This window comes from Rhodococcus sp. (in: high G+C Gram-positive bacteria), assembly GCF_049286785.1.
GTDB lineage: Bacteria > Actinomycetota > Actinomycetes > Mycobacteriales > Mycobacteriaceae > Rhodococcus_F.
Genome location: NZ_JBAQEO010000156.1, coordinates 1 through 24169, shown reverse-complemented (window position 1 = coordinate 24169; position 24169 = coordinate 1). Strand labels below are relative to the sequence as shown.

Here is a 24169-nt window from a genome sequence, read left to right as displayed (position 1 = left end):
TTCGAGGATCCTAGACGGGTACGTCATCCGATGTGCCCGCCCGGTCGCTGAGCGTTGATGACGTCGTCGAGGATGCCGAGGTCGCCGTCGAGTTCGGCCACGGTCTTCCGGACGACGGCCACGTCCTTGTCGAGGAATTCGCCGACCGCGCTCACGAATGAGGCCACCGAGCCCCTCGCCGCGATGTTTCCCATGACGCGGCTGGCGGAGCTTCCGTGGGGGAGTGCGTTCAGCAGTGTCGCCTCGTCGATGCCGAGCTGTCGGCCGAGCGCGGCGCCCTGGGCGAGCAATCCGATCTGGGCTGCGAACAAGGCGTTGTTGACCAGCTTTACCCGCTGCCCGTTGCCTGCCGGACCGACGTGGAGTACCGGATCGCCATAACTCTCCAGTACCGGCTGAATTCGTGCCACAGCATCCTCGGGACCGCCGGTGAACAGGGTCAGGTGCCCGGCGGCGATGTCGTGTGGTCCGCCGCTGACCGCGGCGTCGATCACATCGATGCCATAGGACGCCGCGTGACTCGAGACTTCCTCGATCGTCCGGGGACTCACCGTGGTGTGTACCACCAGGGCGGATCCCCGTGGCATCGCTGCGAGCAGTTCGCTGTCGAGGCAGATCTCCCGGACCTGCTCGTCGGTGAACACACACACCAGGACGACGTCGGCGCCGGCACCGACCTCGGTGACGGCGGAGAGTGCTTCTGCACCCGATTCCGTGATGGCCCTGCGTGTTTCGTCCGACCGTCCCAGTGCGCGAACTTCGCACCCCGACTCGACGAGCCGGAGCACCATGGGTAAGCCCATTCTGCCTGTGCCGATGAATCCGACGCGCGTCATCGCGGATGGTCCATCAGCGCGAGGGTGGCATCGGCGGCGTCGAGCACGATGCCGGCCTGTGCGTCGGCTGCGGCAGCGAGGCCGGCGACCAGCCCGACGTCCTTCTGCAGCAGTGTCCCGGCGTGGGCGGCGATGCGTTCGAGTGTGCCTCCGGCCGAGACGATCCTGCCCAGCGCGTAACTGTTCGCCGTGCCGTGGGAGATCACCTCGCCGAGGCGCGCGGGGTCGACCCCGAGCGACTTACCGAGGGTGAGAGTGCTGGCAGCCGTTGCGAGGTTGGCCGTGAACAGCAGGTTGTTGAGGAGTTTGGTGATCTGCCCGGCTCCGAGGGCACCCAGGTGGACAACGGGATTCGCGTACATCGAGAACACCGGACGGCAGCGTTCGAAGTCCTCGACCTCGCCTCCGACCATCACGAGCAGGCGCCCTTCGGCGGCCGCTCCGCCGCCGCCACTCACCGGCGCGTCGATCACGGAGACACCGTGAGCACGTGCCTTGTCGGCCAGGTCTTGGCAGGTGTCGGGGTGCACCGTGCTGTGCACGGCGATCACACCGCCCTCCTTCATGCCCGCCAGCACTCCGTTCTCGCCGGTGACGACCTCCCTCACGTCGGCGTCGCTCACCACGCAGATGCACACGAGATCGCTGGCCGCGCCCAGTTCGGCAGGTGACCCGGCGAACTGGGCCGCAGTATCGGCGAACGGCGCGAGTGCGTCCGGGCGGCGCGCCCAGAGGGTCAGTGGGTAACCGGCATGGACGATTCGCCGCGCCATGGGCGCACCCTGGCTACCGAGTCCGATGAATCCGACGCGCATCAGTGGTCCTCCGTTTCGGCCATGGTGATCATGCGGCGTGATCATGCGGCTACCGCGTCCTGAGGTTGCGGTCGCCAGAACAGGCCCAGCAGTCCGGCGGTCGCTGCCACCGCCACTCCCAGGGCGATTCCACCGCCCGCCCAGCCGACGACGGCGACGTCGGCGAGGTCGTCCAGTGACAGCTGTCCGGGTCCGAGCATCGCGAGCGCCAGCGCGGTGACCGCCAGTACCAGGACGTACTCGTAGCCTTCCTTGAAGACGAAGAATCCGTTGGGGCGGTGCGCGAGGATGCCCGCGACGAGCATCACCGAGATGACGGCCGCACATGCGAGGGGTGTGATCAGACCGATGATGAGCAGAACACCGGCACCGATCTCGGTCACCACGCTCATCCACGCCTGCCACGTGCCCTGCCGGAGACCGAGTCCGCTGAACCAGCGGGCTGTGCCCTCGATACGGCCGCCGCCTCGCCAATGGTTGTATCCGTGCGCAATCATGGTTGCTCCCACGACCAACCGTACGAGCAGCAGCGCAACATCCGTGGCGTCCATCAGCTCACCTCTCCTGCCGCTGCGTGCACGGCATTGTCGAATTCAGTTCTTCGGGACGGTAATTCCTCATCGGCACGGGCGCGGATACATTCCTCGACAAAGGACAGGACCTTTGCGTGATACGCGGTCGCCGTGTACCCGAGGCTGAGATTGTGCCCGCTGTCGGCCTGGTGGTTGAGCTCGACCCGTGGAGCGGCGGTGAACATGGCCGCGACGTCGTTCAGCGCCTCGTGATCGTTCCGCCAAACCTTTTCATGATCGCCGGCGGTGAAGTGGACGGGTATGCGCACCGCGGCGGCGAGAGCCGGAAAGTTGTCCCGCGGCCATGCCGCCGTCACGCCGCCTTCGTAGGAGGGCGTGCGGGAGGCGATGGAGGCTCCTCCGACGAGCTCGGGCGGATACAGCTCCGTCGGGGTCCACAGCAGGTCGTAGACGTCACTCGGCGAAGCCTTCTGTCCCGTCGAACCCAGAATGGCCTGCGCCGCAGCGTGCTGTACGCGGCCGGTGCCGGCGAGTTCGATGCCCAGCAGTCCGGCGCCGCGCTCGTCTGCTGCCATCCGGGTGGCCAGCTCACAGCCGACCGAGTGTGCCCACAGGAAGACGCCTGCGCCGCGCGGGCGTGACCCGAGATGGCGTTCGACCGCCGCGTAGGCCAGGTCGAGCCGGCGCTGGGGAGCAGCCAGCTCGTCTCGGTACGGCATGGAACTGCCGTAGCCCGGACGGTCGAGGGCGAGGACGGTGTATCCGAGCCCCGCGGCGGTCCGTAGCAATGACAGCCGGGGGTGGCCCGGACAGTCGAAATAGGCTGAATCGGTCGCTCCGCCATGAAGAGCGACGATGACGGCACGGGGTTGCCGAGCTTCGGCCAGCAATGCGGACATCGGAATGCCGTCGACCTCGACGATCTGCGAAACAGGTGCGTAATCCGCGGGGGCGTCGGAGTGGACGGTCACGAGTCCACCCGGAGGAGCATCGCACCGCCGGGAGCGAGGCCGCCGGTAGCGGCGACGGCGAGCCGGGCGCCGGGAATCTGCCGTGCCCCGGCTTCGCCCCGCAGTTGAGTGACGGCTTCGTGGATCAGGCCCATGCCGTGGGTGCGGCCGTGGGAGAGCTGACCGCCATGGGTATTGAGGGGGAGCACGCCGTCTCGGGCGATGTTCTTACCGCCGTCGAGGAAGTCCTTGGCCTCGCCGATGCCGCAGAACCCCAGGGCTTCGATCCAGGACAGGCAGTTGAACGAGAACCCGTCGTAGAGTTCGGCCAGATCGACATCGGCGGGACGCAGTGAGGTACGCGACCACATGTGGGCCGACGGCCCGAGGACGTGAGGTTCGTGGGTCAGTGTGCTCTGATCCCATTCCATGCGCTCGATGATCTGCGTGCCGACGGCCTCCACCAGGACGGGAGGTTTGGCCAGATCGCGGGCGGCGTCCACTGCGGAGACGATGACGGCAACCGCGCCGTCGCAGGGCACGTCGCAGTCGTAGAGCCCGAACGGAGTGGTGATGGGCCGGGCCGACAGATAGTCGTCCATCGTCAGCGGGTCGCGATAGATCGCCGTCGGATTCAGCGCGGCGTTGGCTCGCTGGTTCAGTGCGATCCATCCGAGCGTCTCACGGCTGGTTCCGTAGCGGTGGAAATGTCGTTGCGCGTTCTGGGCGAGGGTGTGTGCGGCCGAGGTGGCACCGAACGGCACCATCCAGCTCGCTGTGCGACCGCCCCCGGGCGGGGTGATCTCGCCGTTGCGGATGAGCTCGCTGTACGTGGACTCCCAGAGGGTCCGGTAACACAGGACGTGGCGCGCCAGGCCACTGGCGACCGCGAGCATTGCCGCGATCACCGAGCCTCCGGGACCGAAGGTTTCGATACCGCCGTTGTACCAGGTCGGTTTCAGACCCAGCGCAGCCTCGACGGCGTTCACTCCACCTTCGCCGAACCCGCCGACCGGGCCGGCCCCGGGATACGAGGCCAGGCCGTCGATGTCGTCCATCGTGAGACCGGCGTCCGCGACCGCACGCTCGCAGGCCTGCAGGGTCAGCGACAGCGGCGGCATCATCAGCCGGCGCCCGATCTCGGACATGCCGATGCCGCTGAGCGCCACCTTGTCCTCGAACTTCTCCCGGGTAGCCATCGGGCGGACGTGCAACCGGATCTGTTCCGGATCGAGCTCGTCCTCGGGCAGCGCAGCGAGCTCCGGCTGCCCGGCCACCGGCCGGAACAGCGGGAGCCACACATCCCCGTCCTGCTGGAAGACGACCTCCATCTGCATGCCCAGTTCGAGCTGCTCGGGATCGCATTCGATCGCGTTGGTCGTCAGCCGAACCCGCGGATCCTCTTCGATCGCCACCTGGGCCACCACATAGGGTGCCGGCATCCCCGGCGGGCTGAAGCGGTGGTTGACCGTGAATCCGATGAGAGTGGCGTAGCCGGAGACGATGCGCACACCCATCTGATGTTCTCGGCAGTACCGGCAGACCGGCTGTGGCGGATGAATGAGAGCCGAGCACGACTCACACTCCTGCAGCCGTAGCCGGCCATCCGCGCCGGACGTCCAGTAGAAACGGTTCTGTCGGGTCACCTCGGGGAGGGGGCGCCCGGACGCTTCGGTCACCTTGTCCCCGCCCACCGAATCGACCACCGCGGAATCAGCCACTTACTTCAGCATCCTTACTTCTGTGCCGTGATCGGCTGGGCGAGTTGCTGCTCGTCGAGGATCAGCTGGAGCTTCTCGAGGGTCTCGTCGAGTCCGGCACCGATTCGCGGACCGGGAGTGAAGGTCGCCGGGAGGTGACGCATACCCTGGATGACCCCGATGGAGTCGTAGTGCACCGTGCCCTCCGGGTCGCAGACGAAGTCCGGCATCCGGTCGAGCACCGCGAGCAGCGTCCGCTTGAACACCGTGCGGGCCAGGTTCGAGCCGATGCAGCGATGTACTCCCAGCCCGAAACTGAAGTGCCGGTTTCCCGTTCGCTCGAGGTCGACGTTGTTCGGGTCCTCGAACAGCTTGGGATCCCGGTTGGCCATCGCCCAGGAGAGCCACAGACGTTCGCCCTCCTTGAACTGGATACCGTTGAGTTCGCCGTCGGCAGAGAAAGTGCGGCCGTCACCCGGTGTCGGGCAGAAGAACCGCAGGAACTCCTCGGTCGCCGAGTCCAGCACGGAATCGCGTTCGGTACTGAGGAACTCGCGCTGGTCGGGATTCTGTGACAACCACTCGAGTGCGTGTGAGGTGAGTGCGGTCGTCGTATCGAATCCACCGCCGATGACCAGGCTGAGCACGCCGAGCAGTTCCAGGTCGTCCGGTGTCTCGCCGTTGATGGTGGCTTGGGCGATCGCGCTGATCATGCCGGGGCGCGGATTGTTCCGGATCTCGTGGAGGGTGGCCATGAGGTCGAGTCCCATGTTTCGGTGAAGTTCCGCGACCCGATGGACGTCGGGTGAGTCCGGCGGGGTGTACATGGCGGCGTGGGCCGGCTCGCAGTACAGCTTCCATTTCTCAACCGGGATACCCAGCATGGCCAGCGTGATCACCGCCGGGGCGATGTTCGCGAGATCGTCGATGAAGTCGATCTTGCCCGACTCGATCTTCTCGTCGAGGCTCGCGCGGATCACCTCGTCGATGAGTGGAATCCACTTCTTGATGGCGGCGGGTGAGAGGAACGGATTGAGGACCGCACGGAACTCGCGATGCTCGGGATCATCCATTTCCAGGATGCCGCCCCGAACACCGGACGCCCTGATCGCGGTCGGGATCATGATTCCCTTGTAGCCGCGACGCACGCCCCTGACATCGTGATCGTTCGAGATATCAGCCGACCGCGCGAGCGCGAAGACCTCGTCGCTGCCAGCCGCGACCCAGTGGCCGCCGTGGGTGTCGGACCAGGCCATCGGGCACTTCGACTGCATTTCCTGGGTTATGTCCAGGAATCGGTCGCGGTAGTCCGGCGCGTGCCGGTCGAACTGGAATACGGGTTTTCTGTGATTATCGTCAGCGACAACATCGTCAATGCTCATGTCGTTGTCCTCTCTTATGCTTCGAGTCTTATGCGTCGAGGTGAATAGCGATCCGGATGGTCGGCCGCGTCAGAAGATGGAGATTGCCTGTTCGGGACAGGAGCGGGCTGCTTCGCGCACGTTCTCTTCGAGGTCGGCAGGGACATCTCCGTCGATGGCGGATGCGTGGCCATCGATTTCGCTCAGCTCGAATACCTGTGGGGCTGCCATTGCACACAGTGTGTGCCCTTGGCAGCGATCGGGGTCTACCTTCACCTTCACGTTGTTCCTCCTGGTCGCCGGTGAATTCGTCTCGTATGCAGATTTTTTCGATGTCGTCGGGTCGCGGGTGGTCCGCGGGGACGTGGATCAGGCGTGGTAGTCGTACCACTTGAGGTAGCCGCCACCGTCGACGCGCATCTGCATGCCGGTGACGTAGCGGGCTTCGTCGGAGGCGAGGAAGAGGATGGTGTTACTGACGTCCTCGGGCTCGACATAGGGGATCTTCATGGCCTGCTGCACCCCGAATGCGGGCTCGGCGTCCGCCCGCGTCGGGTGCTCGAGGTCGGGACGGAAGGATCGGTACATCGGCTCACTCTGCAGCATGTCGGTGTTGCAGTTCGTCGGGTGCACCACGTTGGCGCGGATACCGCGCGGAGCGAGGTGCGTCGCGAGTTCGTGAATGTACTGGGAGAGTGCCCGTTTGGAGAATACATACGCGACTCCGCCGAGGTCTTTGCCCGGGACGTCCACCTTGGAGATGTCCATGAGTGCGGCGGTGGAGCCGGTGGCGATGATCGAGGCGCCCTCGGTCAGATACGGCAACGCGACCTGAACGGCGTTCATGGTTCCGATGAGGTTGGTGTCGACCACGGCGCACCAGGCATCGATCTGGGGTTCGCCCTTCATTCCGGCGACACCGGCCTGCGCGACCACGATGTCGAGCTTCCCCAGTTCGGCGACACCGCGTTCGACGGCCGAGCGCAGCTGATGGGGATCACGGACGTCACCCTGCACGGCGACGATCCGCCGACTGTGCTTTTCCACCAGCCGGACGGTCTCGGCGAGATCCTCCGGTGTGGCCATCGGGTACCCGATGCCACTGATATCACTGCAGAGATCGATCGCGATGATGTCGGCACCCTCTTCGGCCAACCGCACCGCATGACTGCGGCCCTGGCCGCGGGCGGCGCCCGTGACGAACGCGACCTTTCCTTCTACACGCCCCACTGAAATTCCTTTCGCTGGTGTCGATTTCGGCTCAGCTCGCGCACGTTCGTCCGTCAGTGCGATGCGGTGTGGCGAGCCCCGGCCTCAGGTGTTCCGTCCGCCGCTGACGGGGAGTATCTGGCCGGTGATGTATCCCGCCTCCTCGGAGATGAAGAAGGAGCAGGCGGCGGCGATGTCCTCGGGCCGGCCGACCCGGCGAACCGGGGTCCGCTGGATGTGCTCCTCGACGGTGCCGCCGAGCATGCCCTTCTCCTCGGACCTGCGCAGCATGGGGGTGTCGACGAAACCGGGCGGCACCGCATTGACGGTGATGCCGCTGGGGCCGTACTCCAGGGCGAGCGACTTGGTCAGTCCGTTCACCGCCGACTTCGCCGCGACATAGGCCGACATGAACGGCTGGCCCGAGTGTGTGCTGGACGAGGAGATATTGACGATCCGGCCCCAGCCCGCCTCGAGCATGTCGGGCAGCACGGCCTGGGTGCAGTGGTAGACGCCGTGGAGATTGACGTCGATCACCCGCTGCCAGGTATCGAAATCGATGTTCGTGAAACGCTTGTGCAGCTCGAGTCCGGCCCCGTTGACCAGGATCGTGACCGGGCCCAACTCGGTCCGGACCTTGGTTAGTGCGGCATCGATCTGAGCCCGATCCGTGACGTCGACCTTGTATTCGTACTCGGAGTCGGTCGGGCTGAGGTCGAATACGGCGACCTGGTAACCGTCCTTGCGCAGGCGCTCCGCGATACCGCGGCCGATGCCCGAACTGCCCCCGGTGACTACGGCTGTCTTCACGCCCACGCCTCGTCACCGGCGATCGTGGTGCGCCGCATGAGGCGTTCCGAGGACGGGTCGTAGGGCAGGGCGCGGTGCAGCATGCCGGTGTTGTCCCACATCACGACATCGCCGACCGCCCACTCGTGGGCGTAGCAGAAGCGCTCCTGCGTGGTCCAGGCCAGGAGCTCGTCGAGGAGCGCGCGGCTCTCGGCAGGGTCCATGCCCACGATGTGGTCGGCCGTGGCACCGATGACGAGGGACTTGCGTCCGTCCCGGCGGTCCCAGACCAACGACGACTCGTGGGTGGGCAGCCGGCGCCACATTGCGAGCTGCTCGTCGGTGGGATCGGGATTCACCGTCCGCTGTGCGGCCTCGAAGCTGTGCAACACGCGCAGGCCCTCGTAGCGCTTGCGCTCCTGCTCGGGCAGGTTCTCGTAGGCCGCGTAGGTACTGGCGAATTCGGTGCCACCGCCGACCATCGCCACGTGCCGGGCGGTGAGCACGGTCGCCTTGGCGGGTACGTCATTGCAGGTGTCGTCGATGTGCCAGCTGAAGGTGCCCTTCAGGTACTCGGCCGACGGCGTCTTTGCCGGGTCGAGGGAGACGGTGAAGATCTCCTGACCGGGTGCCGGTGTCACCACCTGGCCGAGTTTGCGGCTGAAGGCGAGTTGGGCCTCGTCGTCGAGGTTCAGTCCGCGGATCAGCAGAACGCCCCGCCACTTCAGTGCTTCCACCAACCGGCTGATCACCGCGTCGTCGTCGAGGCTTTCGACGCCGGTGACCTCGACACCGAGGGCTGGGCTGAGTGCTGTTGTCTCAATCACAAGAATCTCCTTTCCGGATGCGAGAACCATACTCTCAGATTTCTCTGGCCCGCAAGGTCGGTTCCGTCGACATTTCCGGTGGCTATCAAGGGGAACCTGCTCGCCCGTCCGGTCTCGCATGTCGATTCGGGGTATGCGTTCCACCGTGGAATTGCTACAGTTCTCGCAGAACGAATTTGAATTCTCTTATCAGAGAATGAGATTTTCAACACTCAGCGAGGAGACCGAATGTCATCTCAGGACACCGTGCTGGCCGAGGGCGACGCAACAGCACTGGACGTTCACAAGCGACTGCTCATCGACGGGCAGCTCGTCACGACCGAGCGGACGTTCCCTTCGTACAACCCCGCCACCGGTGACCTCGTCGGTTACGCACCGGACGCCGGCGTCGCGGAGGCCGAAGCAGCGATCGCGGCCGCGCGCCGGGCATTCGACGACACGACCTGGTCCACCGACGTGGAGTTCCGCATCAAGTGCCTCGACCAGCTTCACCAGGCGCTGCTCGACAACATCGAGGAGTTGCGGGAGCTGACGATCGCCGAGGTCGGCGCCCCGCGTGTCCTCACGCACGGCAATCAGCTCGACGCGCCCATCGAGATCGTCAAGTTCTACGCGGACCTGCTCCGGACCACACCGTTGACCGAAGACCTCGGTGAGATCGAAAGTCGTGGTCAACGCCATCAGCGCTGGGTGGAACGCGAGGCCGCGGGCGTGGTCAGCGCGATCGTCGCCTACAACTATCCGACCCAGCTCGCGCTGGCCAAGCTCGGTCCCTCCCTCGCCGCGGGATGCACGGTGGTACTCAAGGGCGCACCCGATACTCCACTGGTCACGCTGGCGCTGGGTGAGATCATCGCCAACCACACCGATATCCCGGCCGGCGTGGTGAACATCCTGTCCTCGACCGAGATCGCCCCCGGCGAGGTGATGACCACCCATCCCGATGTCGACGTGGTGACATTCACCGGCTCCACCCCGGTGGGCAAGAAGATCATGGCGGCGGCCTCCGACTCCCTGAAGAAGGTGTTCCTCGAGCTCGGCGGCAAGTCTGCGCTGATCGTGCTCGACGACGCCGACCTCGCCACCGTCGCGCAGTTCGCCGCGTTCAGCATCTGTTCCCATGCGGGACAGGGCTGCGCACTCACCACGCGTCTTCTCGTGCCGCGGGCGCAGCACGACGAGATCGTCGCTCGCGTGGCGGGGATGATGGCCCACGTGCCGTTCGGCGATCCGAGTGATCCCAAGATCTACATGGGGCCGGTCATCAACGAGCGTCAGCGCGACAAGATCGACGGCATGGTCCAGCGGGCTGTCGCAGCGGGTGCGACCCTGGCGACCGGCGGCGAGCGCGTGGATCCCGGCTGGTTCTACAAGCCGACCCTGCTGGCAAATGTCGATCCGGACAGCGAGATCGCGCAGGAGGAAGTGTTCGGTCCGGTACTCGCGGTCATTCCCTTCGACGACGACGACGATGCCGTACGCATTGCCAACAACTCCAAGTACGGTCTTTCCGGCGGTGTGCTCAGCGCCGACGAGGATCGCGCGATCGCAATCGGACGCCGGATCCGCACCGGGACCTTCAGCGTCAACGGCGGCAACTACTTCAATCCCGATGTCCCGTTCGGCGGCTACAAGCAGTCGGGCATCGGCCGGGAGATGGGCCTCGCCGGTCTGCACGAGTTCCAGCAGCTCAAGGCGTACGCGAAGGTGGTCCGATGAAGCCTCTGGAAGGGGTCCGCGTCCTCGAGGTGGCGATGTACGGGTTCGTCCCGTCGGCGGGCGCCGTGCTCGCCGAGTGGGGAGCGGAGGTCGTCAAGGTGGAACACGCTACCACCGGTGATCCGCAGCGCGGACTTCGTCAGATCGGCACGATGCGCGTCGAGGGCGACCCCAATCCCAATGTCGAGCATGCCAACCGGGGTAAGCGCAGCATCGGTCTGGATATGTCGCGGCCGGAGGGCCGGGAGGTGCTCGAGGAACTGATTCGTCGATCGGACGTCTTCCTGACCAGCTTCCTGCCCCAGGCCCGGACCAAGTTCGGAATCGACGTGGACGATGTCCGCGCCTTGAATCCGAAGATCATCTATGCGCGCGGCAGTGCGCTCGGTCCCCGCGGTGCCGAGGCGGACAAGGGCGGATACGACATGACCGCTTTCTGGGCGCGGGGAGGCATCGCCGCGACGCTGACCCCGCCGGGTGTCGAGGGGATGATCACCCCGCCGGGCCCCGCCTTCGGAGACACCATTTCGGGCACCAATCTCGCCGGTGGCGTCGCGGCGGCACTGTTCAGACGCGAGCGCACGGGTGAACCGTCGATCGTCGATGTCTCCCTGCTCGGCAGCGGCGTGTGGGCGATGGGACACGGGATCGCGCTGTCCGCACATCTGGGAGAGGCCATGGTGGCACCCGTGCCGGGTGCCCATGGTGCGCCGACCAACCCACTGTCCGGGCTGTACGTCACGGCGGACGGGCGGTACCTGTCGTTCGTCATGCTGCAGCCCGCCAAGTTCTGGGCCGACGTGTGTAAGCACATCGACCGCCCCGAACTCGCGGACGATCCCCGCTTCATCGGTGCCGAGCAGATCGCCGCCCACACGGGTGAGGCCGTCGCGATACTCCGCGAGGTGATCGCCACCCGCACCCTCCGGGAGTGGACCGACCGCTTCGTCACGCTCGCCGGACCCTGGGCCCCGGTACAGGATTCGCTGCAGGTCACCGATGACCCGCAGGTTCGCGCCAACGAATATCTGGTTCGCGCAGGCGAACTCGAATTGGTTGCCAACCCGGTGCAGTTCGATGTCACGGCACCCGAGACGGGTCCGGGTCCGGAGTTCGCCGCGCAGACCGAGGAGATCCTGATGGAACTCGGCGTGGACTGGGACCGGATCATCGCGCTCAAGACCGCGGGCGCAGTTACCTAGATCCACACAGATTGCTGGGAGAGTGCAATGCCATACATCGCTTCGATGGGGACCTACCTGCCGTGCTGGGGTAGTGCCGAGTGCCGCGTGCCGGGTGACGACGAGGATGCGATCACGCTTGCCGTCGAAGCGGGCCGGGCCGCTCTCGGTGCGGGGACCCCGGTGGAATTCGTGGTCATCGTCAGCCGTGACCTGCCGCTGCTGGAAAGCAGCAACGCCGCGGTACTGCTCGCAGGCCTCGGACTCGACCCCGAGTTGGAGGTGACGGAGCGACTCGGCGGCGCGCCCGCCACACTCGACGCTCTCAGCTCTGCCCGTCCTCGGACGTTGATCATCGGTGTGGATCTCGAGGCTGCCGGCGCGGCGGCGGCACTGACAGCCGACCGCGGGTTGCAGGTCCGCACGGCTGGTCGTGTCGCCCGCAGCCTGCCGGTCCGCACCCGCAATGCGTCCGGCGGGGTGCACGACTACGGTGATCCGCGGCTTCTCGAGAAACGCGGTTTCGTGGCGTCCCTTGCGGCGGCGTGGGTGGACAAGCCGGTCACCGTGGCCGGTGTCGACAACAAGCAAGCCGCCGCGTTGTGCTCCGGCCCCCCGTTGCCCCTGCCGACCACCGGGGCAAGCTCCGGCCTGTTCGCGCTGGCGGCGATGGCGGAGTCGGGCACCACCGGCCCGCTGGTGGGAATGGAGCAGGGCTGCCTCTCGGCGATCACGGTCGCCGATGGCGACGTCCAGGTCCACCGCCGGGAACCGGCGGCGCGGCCACCGACCCGGTGCACCCACGTACCGGGTGCGGACATCCCGATCTCGCTGGCCGCCTACGAGCGGGCTTTCGAGGCGAAAGTCCGTTGGGAGGCAGGCCGATACGCCGACAGTGACGAACTGGACTTCCCACCCCGTTACCGGGTCAACGGTGACGGCACGCTCAGCACCGACTACGCGTTCGTCCCGCTTCCCCGCACCGGCACCGTCTACACCGAGGTGACGGTGCACGTGCCGGTACCCGGGCTGAAGACGCCGTATTCGCTGGTCATCGTCGAACTCGACGAGGTGGGTGTGCGCGCTCTGGCGAAGGTGACCGGCACCGATCCCGGCACGATCGATATCGGCGACCGTGGCCGCATGGTGCTGCGCCGAGTGGCTGTGCGGTCGGGTGTGCCGGACTACGGCTATGCGTTCCAACCAGATCCGGAGGAGGCAGCATGAGGAAAGTAGCCATTGTCGGCGCGGGGATGACTCCGTTCGCGGAGCATTTCGCACTGGGCATCAAAGATCTGCTTCCCATGGCGTTCTCCGAATGCGCGGGCAGTATCGACAAGGGTCTGGCCAAGTCCGACCTGAAGGCCGCCTGGTTCGGCTCGATGGGCACGACCGACGGCTTCCCCTCGGGCATTCTCGCCGACACGCTCGGTCTGCCGGACATCCCGGTGACCCGCGTCGAGAATTCCTGTGCCACCGGGCACGACGCGATCCGTAACGCGCTGTTCGGCATCGCCTCCGGAGCGTTCGACGTCGCACTCGTCGTGGGCGCCGACAAACTGCGTGAGACCGCGTCGAAGGACATGCTGTGGGAATGGGAGGCGATGACGCGGGATATGGCCTGGGACTATCCCCTCGGCCTCGTGGCCCCGGCCGGCTTCGCATTGCACGTCCAGCGGTACCTGCACGAATCTCCCGCCACCCGTGAGCACATGGCCATGGTGGCGGTGAAGAACCACCACAACGGAATCAACAATCCCAAGGCGCGTCTGCGCTTCGAGATCACCGTCGAGCAGGCCCTGAACGCGCCGACGGTGGTCGACCCGTTCGGTGTCTACGATTGCGCACCGCAGAGCGACGGTGCGGCCGCGCTCGTGCTCGCCGCAGAGGATGTGGTAGACCGATACACCGAGCGCCCGGTGTGGATTCGCGGGGTCGGGCTCGGCCTGGATTCTGTGATGCACCAGCACAAGCGGGACATGACTTCCTTCCCGGCAACGGTTCGGGCCGCGAAGCAGGCGTTCACCATGGCGGGACTGTCCCCCTCGGATATTCAGGTCGCCGAAGTTCACGACTACTTCACCGGTATCGAGTTGATGAGCTACGAGGATCTCGGGTTCGCGGAACGATTCGAGGCTTTCAAACTCGTCGAGGCGGGCATCACCAGCATCGGCGGATCGCTCCCGGTGAATCCGAGCGGTGGATTGATCGCGAAGGGGCACCCGCCGGGCGCGACGGGCGTGGCGCAGTGTGTGGAGCTGTTCGAGCAGCTTCGCGGCAACGCTGCCAACCAGGTCGACGGAGCCCGGATCGGACTGGCGCACAACGTCGGCGGACCCACCGCAGTGGCGGCTGTCACGATTCTGGAGGGACCGGGAGACTGAGACGCTGTCGGACGCGTCCGACAGGATCCGATTCACGGCGCATTTCCTCACCACCGATCTTTCCAGGCCCAGGCGGCGTATCCGCCTCCGGTTGCACGATGAAAGTTGAATTGGATGATTCTCACTGTCACGAAGCGCGTGGCCCGCAGCATTGTGGTTGTTCTCCTGGTGACCGTCGCGGTGGTGGCGTTGCTGAGCCTGGCGCCGGGCTCCGCGTCGCAGGTGATCCTGGGGGAGAACGCAACCCCGCAAGCGCTGGCCGACATGGACGCGAAGCTGGGACTCGACAACAGCGTCTTGGTGCAGTACGCGAACTGGCTCGGCGAAGCGGTCCGGGGAGATCTGGGAACCTCGCCGTTGACGAGCCAGTCGGTCAGCGAGGCGATCGTGGAACGTCTGCCGGTGACCCTGCAGCTCGCCGCCATGGGTCTGACGATCTCGTTGCTGGCCGCTCTTGCCATGGGCATCGCCTCGGCATCCCGGCCGGGTAGCGCGCTCGACCGGGGCATCAATGCCGTGTCCGCGGTGTTCTTGTCGGTGCCGGCCTTCATCGCGGGTCCGGTGTTGATCTACTACTTCGCAATTCAGTTCCAGATGTTCCCCGTGACGGGGTGGGCGCGAATAGGTGAGGACGGCCTCGCCGAGAACCTGCGAAGTGCGCTGCTGCCGGCGATCGCGATCGCCTTGACGGAGATCGCCGCGTTCCACCGGTTGCTACGCACCGACCTGATAGGCACCCTGCGTGAAGATTTCATCGCGTCGGCGCGGGCCAAGGGCATGCCCGCGGGATACGTGATGTTCCGGCACGCACTGCGACCGTCGTCGTTCTCGTTGATCACCCTGGCCGGTATCAACCTCGGGCGCCTCATCGGTGGAACCGTGATCGTCGAGACCCTGTTCGGCCTGCCCGGTCTGGGCCAGCTGATCGCGTCGTCGATCGCCTCCCGCGACGTCGTCATGGTGCAGGGAATCGTCGTCTTCATCGCCGTTGTGTACGTGGTCATCAATACCGCGGTCGACCTCAGTTACGGACTGATCGACCCCCGGATCAGGAAGGTAGCCGGAGCATGACCGATACAGTGCTGGAGAACCCGGTCGGTGCCCGTCAGCACGAGAAGACCGGGTCGACCCCGACTGTCCCGGTCGTCCGCAAGACGCGGCCGATCCTCGTGTACCTGTCGGTCGCGTGGCTTGTGACGTTGATACTGGCAGCCCTGCTGGCGGACGTGCTTCCGCTCGCGCCGTACGCCACGCCCGTCGCCATCCCGCGTACCCCGCCCGAATTCGGTTCGCTCGACCTGTTGCTGGGTACGGATTCTCTCGGGCGCTCGATGCTCTCGCGAATCATCTACGGTGCCCGCGTCTCGCTGGTGACAGGAACCGTCGCGGGGCTGGCGGGCTTCGCGATCGGGTCGTTCATCGGGATGCTCGGCGGGTACTTCCGGAAGCGGACCGATTCGGTCGTGACGCTGGTGACCGACGCGATGCTGGCGTTCCCCCCGCTGATCCTGCTGCTCGCTCTGGCGTCCGTTCTGACGCCCAGCGTCCGGACGATCCTGATCGGACTCACCCTGCTGGTGATCCCCTCGTTCGTCAGGCTCTCACGGGCGAGCACGATGTCGTGGTCGTCCCGGGAATTCGTTCGTGCGGCACGGAACATGGGTGCCGGGCATCGGCGGATCCTGTCCCGGGAGATCCTCCCGAATCTCGTTGCGCCGCTGGCGTCTTACCTGCCGATCGTGATGGCAGCGATGATCGTGGCCGAGGGATCACTGAGCTTCCTCGGATTGGGAATCCCTCCGCCCACTCCGAGCTGGGGCGGAATGATCAGTGACGGCAAGGACCACATCGCAGACAGCCCGCACCTGGTATTCGTCCCTTCGATGGCGATCTTCTTCACCGTGTTCGCCCTCAACCAGGTCGGCGACTACCTGCGCACGAAATATGACCGGACCCTTCACGACTGACACTTCCGTCTGCTCACCGTTCTCGGTGAATTCCCTTTTCACACACTTTCGTCCGAAAGGTCACAATGTTCCGACTGAGACGCTCCCTCACCGCGGCGGCCGCCGCGGCGTGCAGTGCCGCCCTCTTCCTGACCGCCTGCGGCGGTTCGAACTCCGACTCCGGCACCCCCGGCGGAAGTTCGGTCGAGGCCGGCGACCCCGTGGCCGGTGGCACGTTGCGCGTCATCCAGATCACCGAACCGCGAAGCCTCGACCCGGCGAAGCTCAGCAACACGTGGATCCACCAGAATCTCCTGGGCAACGGCCTGTACGGGGCGTTGCTGACCAACAACGAGGCGCTCGAGATCCAGGGCGAGCTGGCCGAGGGCTTCTCGACTACCGACGGCGGGTCCACCTTCACCCTGAAACTTCGCCCGAGTTTGACGTTCACCGACGGCACTCCACTGGACGCCGCGGCGGTCAAGTTCAATTGGGACCGGTTGCGCGATCCCGCTACGGCGTCGGAGGCGATCCGGCAGGCTTCACAGATCTCCGCCGTCGACGTGGTCGACCCCACCACGCTGAAGGTCACGATGGTCGCGCCGACCCCACACTTCGACCAGGCACTCATCGCCAGTTCGATGAACTGGATCGCATCGCCGACCGCCCTGCAGAAGGGTCCGGCAGTGTTCGACGAGGCGCCGGTGGGTGCCGGCCCGTTCACCCTGGTCAAGTGGACCCGCGGGGACACGATCGAGCTCACGAAGAACCCCGCCTATTACGACCCGCCGAAGCCCTATCTGGACGGCATCACGATCCGTACCGTGGCCGACCTCAACCAGCGGATCAACACCATGACCACCGGCGGCGCCGACCTTTCCTCGGAAACCAGCCTGGCGAACGTGGACAAGGCGGAGGACGCCGGGTTGTACACCGAGGTCGTCCCGACCGGTGGTGGGCAGTACGTGGCAATGAACTTCCGCCGTGCCCCGTTCCAGGACGAGCGTGCCCGTGAAGCGGTTGCGCTCGCCGTGGACCTCGACGCGGTGAACATGGTCGCCTACAACGGCAAGGGTGAGGTACCGAAGACCCTGTTCCAGGACTCCTCGCCGTTCTTCGCCGACGTCGCGCTGCCCACACCCGACAAGGAGGCCGCGCAGAAGTTGTTCGACGAGTTGGCCGCCGAGGGTAAGCCCGTCTCGTTCACGTTCGTCTCCTACCCGACGACCGAGAGCAAGATGGTCGGCGAGGCTCTGCAGGCTCAGCTGAGCGCCTTCAAGAATGTCGAGGTGAAGGTCGAGGTCCTGGAATTCGCGCAAGCCGCTGCCCGGGCCTCCGCGAAGGACTTCGACATGATTCTGTCCTCCGCGGTGATCCAGGACCCGGACTTCGCGCTCCGGACCCCATTCCACTCCGCCTCCCAGGTGGGCAACATCGCGGGCGTCAAGGACAAGGAACTCGACGCGGCTCTGGACACAGGTCGCACCTCCCAGTTGGCCGACGAGCGCAAGGCAGCCTACGAGACCGCGCAGGAGCGGCTGATCGAGCTGAATCCGGGTCTCTGGTACATCCGGGCCACTCCCTCGGTCACTGCGGCCGAGAACGTGCACGGGATCCAGGTTTACACCCTCGCTTCGATTCTGCCCGAAGAGCTCTGGATCACGAAGTAGCCGACAGCGGCGGAAAGGCCCGGCTCATCATGAACACCCAACCACTCCTCCAGGTGAGGAACCTACGTGCCTACATCGGCACACCGAGGGGAACCGTCCATGCCGTGGACGACGTGTCCTTCGATCTGGATGCCGGTCAGGCGCTGGGGATCGTCGGTGAGTCGGGCTCCGGCAAGTCCGTGATGGCCCGGGCCGTCATGGGCCTCATGCCGCCGCGCTCGGATCGTTCCGGCGAAGTGTTGTTTCAGGGCCGCGATCTGCTGGCGCTGAACAAGAAGGAGAATCTCGAGGTCTGGGGCAAGCAGATCGCCATGGTCTTCCAGGATCCCGGGCGTTCCCTGAACCCGGTGGTGCGGGTGGATCGGCAGCTCACCGAGGGTATGCGGCGGCATCTCGGAGTCGGTCGCTCCGAGGCCCGTGGCCGGGCACTGGGCCTCCTTCAGGAGGTCGGGGTGCCCGACCCGGAACGGCGACTTCGCAACTATCCGCATGAGATGTCCGGTGGTATGCGTCAGCGCGTGATGATCGCGATCGCGCTGGCGTGCGAGCCGGACCTGTTGATCGCCGACGAGCCGACCACCGCGCTGGACGTGACGATCCAGCGGCAGATCCTGGATCTCTTGCGCCGCATTCAGCGTGAACGCGGAATGTCCATGATGCTGATCAGCCACGATCTTGCGGTGGTTGCCGGACGTACGGATCGTGTGTCGGTCATGTATGCGGGCCGTCTCGTCGAGATCGGCTCGACCCGGGAGATTTTCGAGGAGCCCAGGCATCGCTACACACATGCGCTGCTGGGCGCCACACCCTCCATCGACCATGCGCGACACGCGCCGCTGCGACTGATCGCGGGTTCCTTGCCGGATCCCACCCAGCCGCCGGAGGGTTGCCGGTTCGCTCCCCGGTGCGAGCACGCCCATGAGCGGTGCCGGAGTTCCGATCCGGCGGTGGCCTCGGTGGGCGTGGACCATGACGTGTTCTGTTTCGATCCGGTCGCCGTTCCGGCATCGGCACTGACCGGAGGTGGATCCCATGGCTGGTAGCGGTAGCGTTCACCTGCGCGGCGAGCAGGCACTGCTGAGCGTGCAGGATCTCGTCGTGGAGTATCCGACGGGCGCGGGCACGGTGCAGGCGGTCTCGGGGATCAGCTTCGATGTCATGCCCGGGGAAACCCTCGGCATCGTCGGGGAGTCGGGTTGCGGGAAGTCCACCACGGGACGGGCCGTGCTGCGGCTGGATCACGTGACGGCGGGACGAATCCGGTTCGGCGAGGAATGGATCGAGGATGCCGACGAGCGGCACATGCGGTCGCTGCGACGCGACATGCAGATGATCTTCCAGGATCCGGTCGGGTCGCTCAATCCGCGCCGGGCCGTCAAGGACATCGTGGTCGAGGGGCTCGCGGTGGCCGGCGCACCGGCATCGGAGCGGGCCGAGACCTCGGCTGCGGTGCTGGAACAGGTCGGTCTGCCGGGGGACCGGTTCGCCGACCTGCTTCCCCGTCAACTGTCGGGAGGTCAGGCGCAGCGGGTTGCCATCGCCAGGGCGTTGGCGTTGAACCCGCGCCTGCTGATCTGCGACGAGCCGGTCTCGGCGCTCGACGTGTCCGTCCAGGCCCAGATCCTCAACCTGATCGAGGAACTCAAGGCCGAGTTCGACCTGACCGTGGTATTCATCGCGCACGATCTCGGTGTCGTGCGCACCGTCAGTGACAACGTCATGGTCATGTATCTGGGTAAGGTCTGCGAGTTCGGCGATTCGATCGAGGTCTACGACGATCCCGCGCATCCCTATACCCGGGCACTTCTCGACTCGGTGCCGCTGACCGATCCGGAGAAGGCGTTCGCCGGGCCGGCGTTGGAGGGCGATGTTCCGTCGCCTCTTTCGCCGCCGACGGGCTGCCGATTCCGTACCCGCTGCCCCCACGCGCAGGAAGTGTGCGCGGCGGAGGAACCCGAGATGCGCGAAGTCCGTCCGGGGCAGTTCGCCGCATGTCACCATCCCCTCCCCGCGCGCCCCTCCCCGCGCGCATCGACAAGCAAGTAAAGGAAGTAGCAGTCGTATGAGTGGACGCGTTTCAGGCAAGGTCGCCCTGATCACGGGCGCGGCACGCGGTCAGGGACGGGCGCATGCCGTCCGGCTGGCCGAGGAGGGGGCGGATGTCATCGTCGTCGACGTGTGCGCACCGCTGCCGAGTGTGCCGTACGAGCCGGCCACGCCCGAGGATCTGCAGGAGACCGTACGTCTGGTGGAGAAGACCGGCCGACAAGCCGTGTCGGGCATCGTCGACGTCCGGGACCTGGCGGCCCTCCGCCGCATCGTCGACGATGCGGTGGGGCAACTCGGACGTCTCGACACGGTGATCGCGAACGCAGGAATCTGCACCGCCGCCCCGTGGAGCGAGATCACCCCGCAGATCTACGAGGACGTGATCGGTACCAACGTGACCGGTGTGTGGAACACGGTCATGGCCGGAGCCCCGCATCTCGTCGAGGCCGGTGGCGGTTCGATCATCCTGATCAGTTCGGCGGCCGGACTGAAGGTACAGCCCTTCATGGTTCCCTACACCACAAGCAAATTCGCGGTCCGTGGCATGGCGAAGGCATTTGCGGCAGAACTGAGCCAGCACCATATCCGGGTCAACAGCGTCCACCCCACCGGGGTCAACACCCCGATGGTGAACGGGGGCGGCGTGGGTGCGCAGATCAGCAAAGCAGTGGAGGGCTACCCGCGTCTCGGCGCGATGATGATCAACATGTTGCCGGTCGAGATCACCGAACCCGAAGACGTGGCGGAGACGGTGTTGTTCCTGGCGTCCGACGAGTCGAAGTACATCACGGCGCACGAGCTGGCGCCCGATGCCGGTGTCACGGAATTCTGAGCCTTCAGCAGTGCCCACGAAAGGGGCAGGTCGATGACCACCGAGAACATCGTCGGAAACCAGAAGCGGGGCCGGTCCATCGCCATGACGGCGGAGGAGGTCGATACCTTCCTGTCAGGAGAGAAGACGTGCCGGGTTGCGACCGTGGGCGGTGACGGCAGCCCGCATGTCGCGCCGTTGTGGTTCGTCTGGGATGGCATGTATCTGTGGCTCAACTCGATCGTGCGGAGTCAGCGCTGGACCGATCTGCAACGCAACCCGCGTGTCGCCGTCGTCGTCGATGGGGGAGAGAATTTCACCGAGTTACGCGGGGTCGAGATCCGGGGCGCCGTGAAGATCGTCGGTGACGTTCCTCGCGGATCGAACCGGGACGAGTTGCTCGACGATGTCGAGCTGACGTTCGCCCGCAAGTACACGGGGAGAGATACATTCGTCGCCGACGGTCGTCACGCGTGGCTGCGGATCGCTCCCGAATCGATCGTGAGCTGGGACTTCCGGAAGAACCCGGCGTTCTCCCGGAAGTCGGGACAGGGCCTTCCCCGGTAGATGTCCGCTCGGTAGGCCGCGTCATGGGAGGCCGGTGCCGGTGAGACGTGGCACGATGGGCAGGTGACCAGCAGACCCACCGCGGCGCAGCACCTGCGCGACCTTGCGCAGCTGCGCAGGGTCCGCGACCGGATCGACCGGGAGTACGCGCAGCCGCTGGACGTCGAGGCGCTCGCCCGCGACGCGCACATGTCGGCCGGTCACCTCAGCCGCCAGTTCCGGCGCGCCTACGGCGAGTCGCCGTACTCCTATCTGATGACGCGGCGCATCGAGCGCGCGATGGCGTTGCTGCGTCGTGGTGACCTCAGCGTCACCGAGGTCTGTTTCACGGTCGGCTGCTCGTCGCTGGGCACCTTCAGCACGCGCTTCACCGAGTTGGTCGGTGTGCCGCCCAGCGTCTATCGGAGCCAGGCGGCGAACGCGACGGCGGGGATGCCGTCGTGCGTCGTGAAACAGGTGACCAGACCGATCAGGAATCGAGAAGCGCCGATCACGACCTCCACCTAACGTAACCGTCATGAACATCACCATTCATTCGGCATTCCTTCCACACGACGACCGCGACGCCGCCCTGGCCTTCTACCGCGACATCCTCGGCTTCGAGGTGCGCAAAGAGGTGGGCTACAACGGGATGCACTGGATCACGGTCGGCCACCCCGACCAGCCCGATACGTCCCTCGTCCTGCACCCGCCGGCCGCTGACCCCGGTGTCACCGAGGACGAGCGTCGCATGATCACCGAGATGATGGCCAAGGGCACGTACGCGATCCTCACCCTGGCCACCCCCGACCTCGACGAAACCTTTGCCAAACTGGAGGCTGGTGGCGCGGACATCATCCAGGAGCCGATCGACCAGCCGTACGGCATACGCGACTGCGCTGTACGGGATCCCGCAGGCAACCTTCTCCGAATCAACGAGGTGCGTTGAGATGACCACCATCACGTCCCTGACCCTCGATGTGCCGGACCCCACGGCCGCCGAGGACTTCTACGCAGGTTTCGGCGTCGGCACTCATGTGGGGGTACGCGCCGCGGAGACACCGACGACGGGATTTCGTGGATACACGCTCTCGCTCGTGGTGTCCCAGCCGAACATCGTCGATGCCTTCGTCGGGGCTGCGCTCGACGGCGGCGCCACGGCGCTGAAGCCGGCCAAGAAGGGGTTCTGGGGGTACGGCGGCGTCGTGCAGGCACCGGACGGCGCGATCTGGAAGGTCGCCACGTCGTCGAAGAAGAACACCGGCCCGGCGACCCGGCAGATCGACGACATCGTGTTGTTGCTCGGTGTCGAGGACGTCAAGGCGAGCAGGCAGTTCTACGTCGACCGCGGGCTCGAGGTGGCGAAGAGCTTCGGCCGCAAGTACGTCGAGTTCGCCTCGCCGTCGACGAACCTCAAGCTGGCGCTCTACGGGCGCAAGGCTCTCGCGAAGGACGCCGGCGTCTCCCCGGAGGGATCCGGATCGCACCGGATCGTCATCGGCAGCGATGCCGGGGCCTTCTCGGACCCGGACGGGTTCGGGTGGGAGCCCGCGTCCGTATGAAGGGTGATCGGGTAGGCACAGAAACCGTAGGCCGCGAAGGCGGCCCCGCTCAACGGATGGAGACACCATGAGCATGGCCACGAGAACGGATTCGACGGGGCCCGCGGAGCGGCGGGAGGCGTTGCAGTCCCCAGCGCTGCACGTTGCCGACAGGCACGATCTGATCCGCGTCCACGGCGCGCGCGTGAACAACCTGAAGGACATCAGCGTCGAGATCCCGAAGCGCCGGCTGACGGCGTTCACCGGTGTCTCCGGTTCCGGAAAGAGCTCGCTGGTGTTCGCCACGATCGCCGCGGAGTCGCAGCGGCTGATCAACGAGACGTACAGCGCCTTCGTGCAGGGTTTCATGCCGACGCTGGCCCGGCCCGACGTCGACGTACTGGAAGGCCTGACGACGGCGATCATCGTCGACCAGGAGCGGCTGGGCTCGAATCCCCGATCCACGGTCGGCACCGTCACCGATGCGAATGCGATGCTGCGCATTCTGTTCAGCCGGCTCGGGCGGCCGCACATCGGCTCGCCCAACGCGTACTCGTTCAACGTTCCCTCGGTGAAGGCCAGCGGTGCAATCACCGTCGAGCGCGGCGCCGGCAGGACGAAGACCGAGAAGGCAACCTTCCACCGCCTCGGCGGCATGTGTCCCCGCTGTGAGGGCATGGGTTCGGTCACCGATTTCGACCTGTCGGCGCTCTACGACGACAGCTTGTCACTGAACGCGGACGCGCTCACCATCCCCGGCTACAGCATGGACGGCTGGTTCGGCCGCATCTTCCGCGGCTGCGGCTTCTTCGACCCGGACAAGCCGATCCGTAAGTACACCAAGAGGGAACTGCGGGACCTGCTCTACAAGGAGCCGACCAAGATCAAGGTCGACGGGATCAACCTGACGTACGAGGGGCTGATTCCGAAGATCCAGAAGTCGTTCCTGTCCAAGGACGTCGATGCGATGCAGCCGCACATCCGGGCGTTCGTGGAGCGGGCCGTGACGTTCACGACCTGTCCCGAGTGTGACGGGACGCGACTCGCCAAGGAGGCCCTGTCGTCGAAGATCGACGGGAAGAACATCGCCGACGCCTGCGCGATGCAGATCAGCGACCTGGCCGACTGGGTCCGGGGCCTCGACGAACCGTCGGTTGCCCCGCTGCTCGCCGGGCTGCAACACCTCCTCGACTCGTTCGCGGAGATCGGGTTGGGATACCTCTCACTCGACCGGCCGTCGGGCACCCTGTCCGGGGGAGAGGCCCAGCGCACCAAGATGATCCGCCACCTCGGCTCGTCGCT

Annotated in this window: 24 protein-coding genes and 1 pseudogene; 15 read left to right on the top strand and 10 right to left on the bottom strand. The window is 65.9% G+C overall.

Translation table 11 applies throughout. From position 1 onward, the window contains the following. Window positions 1-23: 23 nt before the first annotated feature. From WAW17_RS06365 to WAW17_RS06320, 10 genes are all read right to left on the bottom strand, one after another. Window positions 24-836, bottom strand: coding sequence for an NAD(P)-dependent oxidoreductase (locus tag WAW17_RS06365; protein WP_422332155.1), 813 nt, complete (start codon window positions 834-836; stop codon window positions 24-26). Then, entirely contained in the window at window positions 833-1651 is an 819-nt protein-coding gene (locus tag WAW17_RS06360; protein ID WP_422332154.1) for an NAD(P)-dependent oxidoreductase, read from the bottom strand. Before WAW17_RS06360 ends, WAW17_RS06365 begins: the two co-directional genes overlap by 4 nt. Before the next feature lie 41 nt (window positions 1652-1692). After that, window positions 1693-2202, bottom strand: a complete 510-nt coding sequence (locus WAW17_RS06355) for a DoxX family protein (protein WP_422332153.1) — start codon at window positions 2200-2202, stop codon at window positions 1693-1695. Next, window positions 2202-3155, bottom strand: a complete 954-nt coding sequence (locus WAW17_RS06350) for an alpha/beta hydrolase (protein WP_422332152.1) — start codon at window positions 3153-3155, stop codon at window positions 2202-2204. Before WAW17_RS06350 ends, WAW17_RS06355 begins: the two co-directional genes overlap by 1 nt. Beyond that, window positions 3152-4813 (bottom strand): thiolase C-terminal domain-containing protein, encoded by a 1662-nt coding sequence (locus tag WAW17_RS06345; protein ID WP_422332162.1) that lies wholly within the window; start codon window positions 4811-4813, stop codon window positions 3152-3154. The genes WAW17_RS06350 and WAW17_RS06345 overlap by 4 nt, the downstream gene beginning before the upstream one ends. 56 nt (window positions 4814-4869) lie before the next feature. After that, on the bottom strand, window positions 4870-6216 hold the full coding sequence (locus WAW17_RS06340) for a cytochrome P450 (RefSeq protein ID WP_422332151.1): 1347 nt from the start codon (window positions 6214-6216) through the stop codon (window positions 4870-4872). Window positions 6217-6285: 69 nt separating this feature from the next. Then, on the bottom strand, window positions 6286-6477 hold the full coding sequence (locus tag WAW17_RS06335; RefSeq protein ID WP_422332150.1) for a ferredoxin: 192 nt from the start codon (window positions 6475-6477) through the stop codon (window positions 6286-6288). Between the two features lie 87 nt (window positions 6478-6564). Beyond that, window positions 6565-7425, bottom strand: coding sequence for a mycofactocin-coupled SDR family oxidoreductase (locus tag WAW17_RS06330; protein ID WP_422332149.1), 861 nt, complete (start codon window positions 7423-7425; stop codon window positions 6565-6567). A gap of 84 nt (window positions 7426-7509) precedes the next feature. After that, window positions 7510-8214: an SDR family NAD(P)-dependent oxidoreductase gene (locus WAW17_RS06325; protein WP_422332148.1), complete on the bottom strand. Its 705-nt coding sequence runs from the start codon at window positions 8212-8214 to the stop codon at window positions 7510-7512. After that, a complete protein-coding gene (locus tag WAW17_RS06320; RefSeq protein WP_422332147.1) occupies window positions 8211-9020 on the bottom strand; it encodes a TauD/TfdA dioxygenase family protein in 810 nt (269 codons plus the stop codon). Before WAW17_RS06320 ends, WAW17_RS06325 begins: the two co-directional genes overlap by 4 nt. A gap of 228 nt (window positions 9021-9248) precedes the next feature. Here WAW17_RS06320 and WAW17_RS06315 point away from each other — a divergent pair, with 228 nt between their 5' ends. From WAW17_RS06315 to WAW17_RS06245, 15 genes and pseudogenes are all read left to right on the top strand, one after another. Further along, window positions 9249-10739: an aldehyde dehydrogenase family protein gene (locus WAW17_RS06315; protein ID WP_422332146.1), complete on the top strand. Its 1491-nt coding sequence runs from the start codon at window positions 9249-9251 to the stop codon at window positions 10737-10739. Continuing rightward, entirely contained in the window at window positions 10736-11941 is a 1206-nt protein-coding gene (locus WAW17_RS06310) for a CaiB/BaiF CoA transferase family protein (RefSeq protein ID WP_422332145.1), read from the top strand. The genes WAW17_RS06315 and WAW17_RS06310 overlap by 4 nt, the downstream gene beginning before the upstream one ends. A gap of 27 nt (window positions 11942-11968) precedes the next feature. After that, complete coding sequence (locus WAW17_RS06305) at window positions 11969-13147, top strand: OB-fold domain-containing protein (RefSeq protein ID WP_422332144.1); 1179 nt, start codon at window positions 11969-11971, stop codon at window positions 13145-13147. Continuing rightward, window positions 13144-14304 (top strand): thiolase C-terminal domain-containing protein, encoded by a 1161-nt coding sequence (locus WAW17_RS06300; RefSeq protein WP_422332143.1) that lies wholly within the window; start codon window positions 13144-13146, stop codon window positions 14302-14304. Before WAW17_RS06305 ends, WAW17_RS06300 begins: the two co-directional genes overlap by 4 nt. 114 nt (window positions 14305-14418) lie before the next feature. Continuing rightward, a complete protein-coding gene (locus tag WAW17_RS06295) occupies window positions 14419-15375 on the top strand; it encodes an ABC transporter permease (RefSeq protein WP_422332142.1) in 957 nt (318 codons plus the stop codon). Then, complete coding sequence (locus WAW17_RS06290; protein WP_422332141.1) at window positions 15372-16271, top strand: ABC transporter permease; 900 nt, start codon at window positions 15372-15374, stop codon at window positions 16269-16271. The genes WAW17_RS06295 and WAW17_RS06290 overlap by 4 nt, the downstream gene beginning before the upstream one ends. Window positions 16272-16336: 65 nt before the next feature. Further along, window positions 16337-17920 (top strand): ABC transporter substrate-binding protein, encoded by a 1584-nt coding sequence (locus tag WAW17_RS06285; protein ID WP_422332140.1) that lies wholly within the window; start codon window positions 16337-16339, stop codon window positions 17918-17920. A 29-nt stretch (window positions 17921-17949) separates the two neighbouring features. Next, window positions 17950-18963 carry an ABC transporter ATP-binding protein gene (locus WAW17_RS06280; RefSeq protein WP_422332139.1) on the top strand — a complete coding sequence of 338 codons (1014 nt, stop codon included), beginning with the start codon at window positions 17950-17952 and terminating at the stop codon, window positions 18961-18963. After that, a complete protein-coding gene (locus WAW17_RS06275) occupies window positions 18953-19966 on the top strand; it encodes an ABC transporter ATP-binding protein (RefSeq protein ID WP_422332138.1) in 1014 nt (337 codons plus the stop codon). The genes WAW17_RS06280 and WAW17_RS06275 overlap by 11 nt, the downstream gene beginning before the upstream one ends. A 16-nt stretch (window positions 19967-19982) precedes the next feature. Continuing rightward, window positions 19983-20801 carry a mycofactocin-coupled SDR family oxidoreductase gene (locus tag WAW17_RS06270; protein ID WP_422332137.1) on the top strand — a complete coding sequence of 273 codons (819 nt, stop codon included), beginning with the start codon at window positions 19983-19985 and terminating at the stop codon, window positions 20799-20801. Window positions 20802-20834: 33 nt separating this feature from the next. Continuing rightward, window positions 20835-21347: a pyridoxamine 5'-phosphate oxidase family protein gene (locus WAW17_RS06265; RefSeq protein WP_422332136.1), complete on the top strand. Its 513-nt coding sequence runs from the start codon at window positions 20835-20837 to the stop codon at window positions 21345-21347. Window positions 21348-21410: 63 nt separating this feature from the next. Then, the gene (locus WAW17_RS06260) at window positions 21411-21854 is read left to right on the top strand and encodes a helix-turn-helix transcriptional regulator (RefSeq protein WP_422332135.1); all 444 of its coding nucleotides are present in this window, start codon (window positions 21411-21413) and stop codon (window positions 21852-21854) included. A gap of 10 nt (window positions 21855-21864) precedes the next feature. Next, window positions 21865-22275: a VOC family protein gene (locus tag WAW17_RS06255; RefSeq protein ID WP_422332134.1), complete on the top strand. Its 411-nt coding sequence runs from the start codon at window positions 21865-21867 to the stop codon at window positions 22273-22275. Between the two features lies 1 nt (window position 22276). After that, complete coding sequence (locus WAW17_RS06250; RefSeq protein ID WP_422332133.1) at window positions 22277-22888, top strand: glyoxalase; 612 nt, start codon at window positions 22277-22279, stop codon at window positions 22886-22888. Window positions 22889-22955: 67 nt separating this feature from the next. Continuing rightward, a pseudogene (locus WAW17_RS06245) lies at window positions 22956-24169 on the top strand (excinuclease ABC subunit UvrA); the annotation flags it as partial.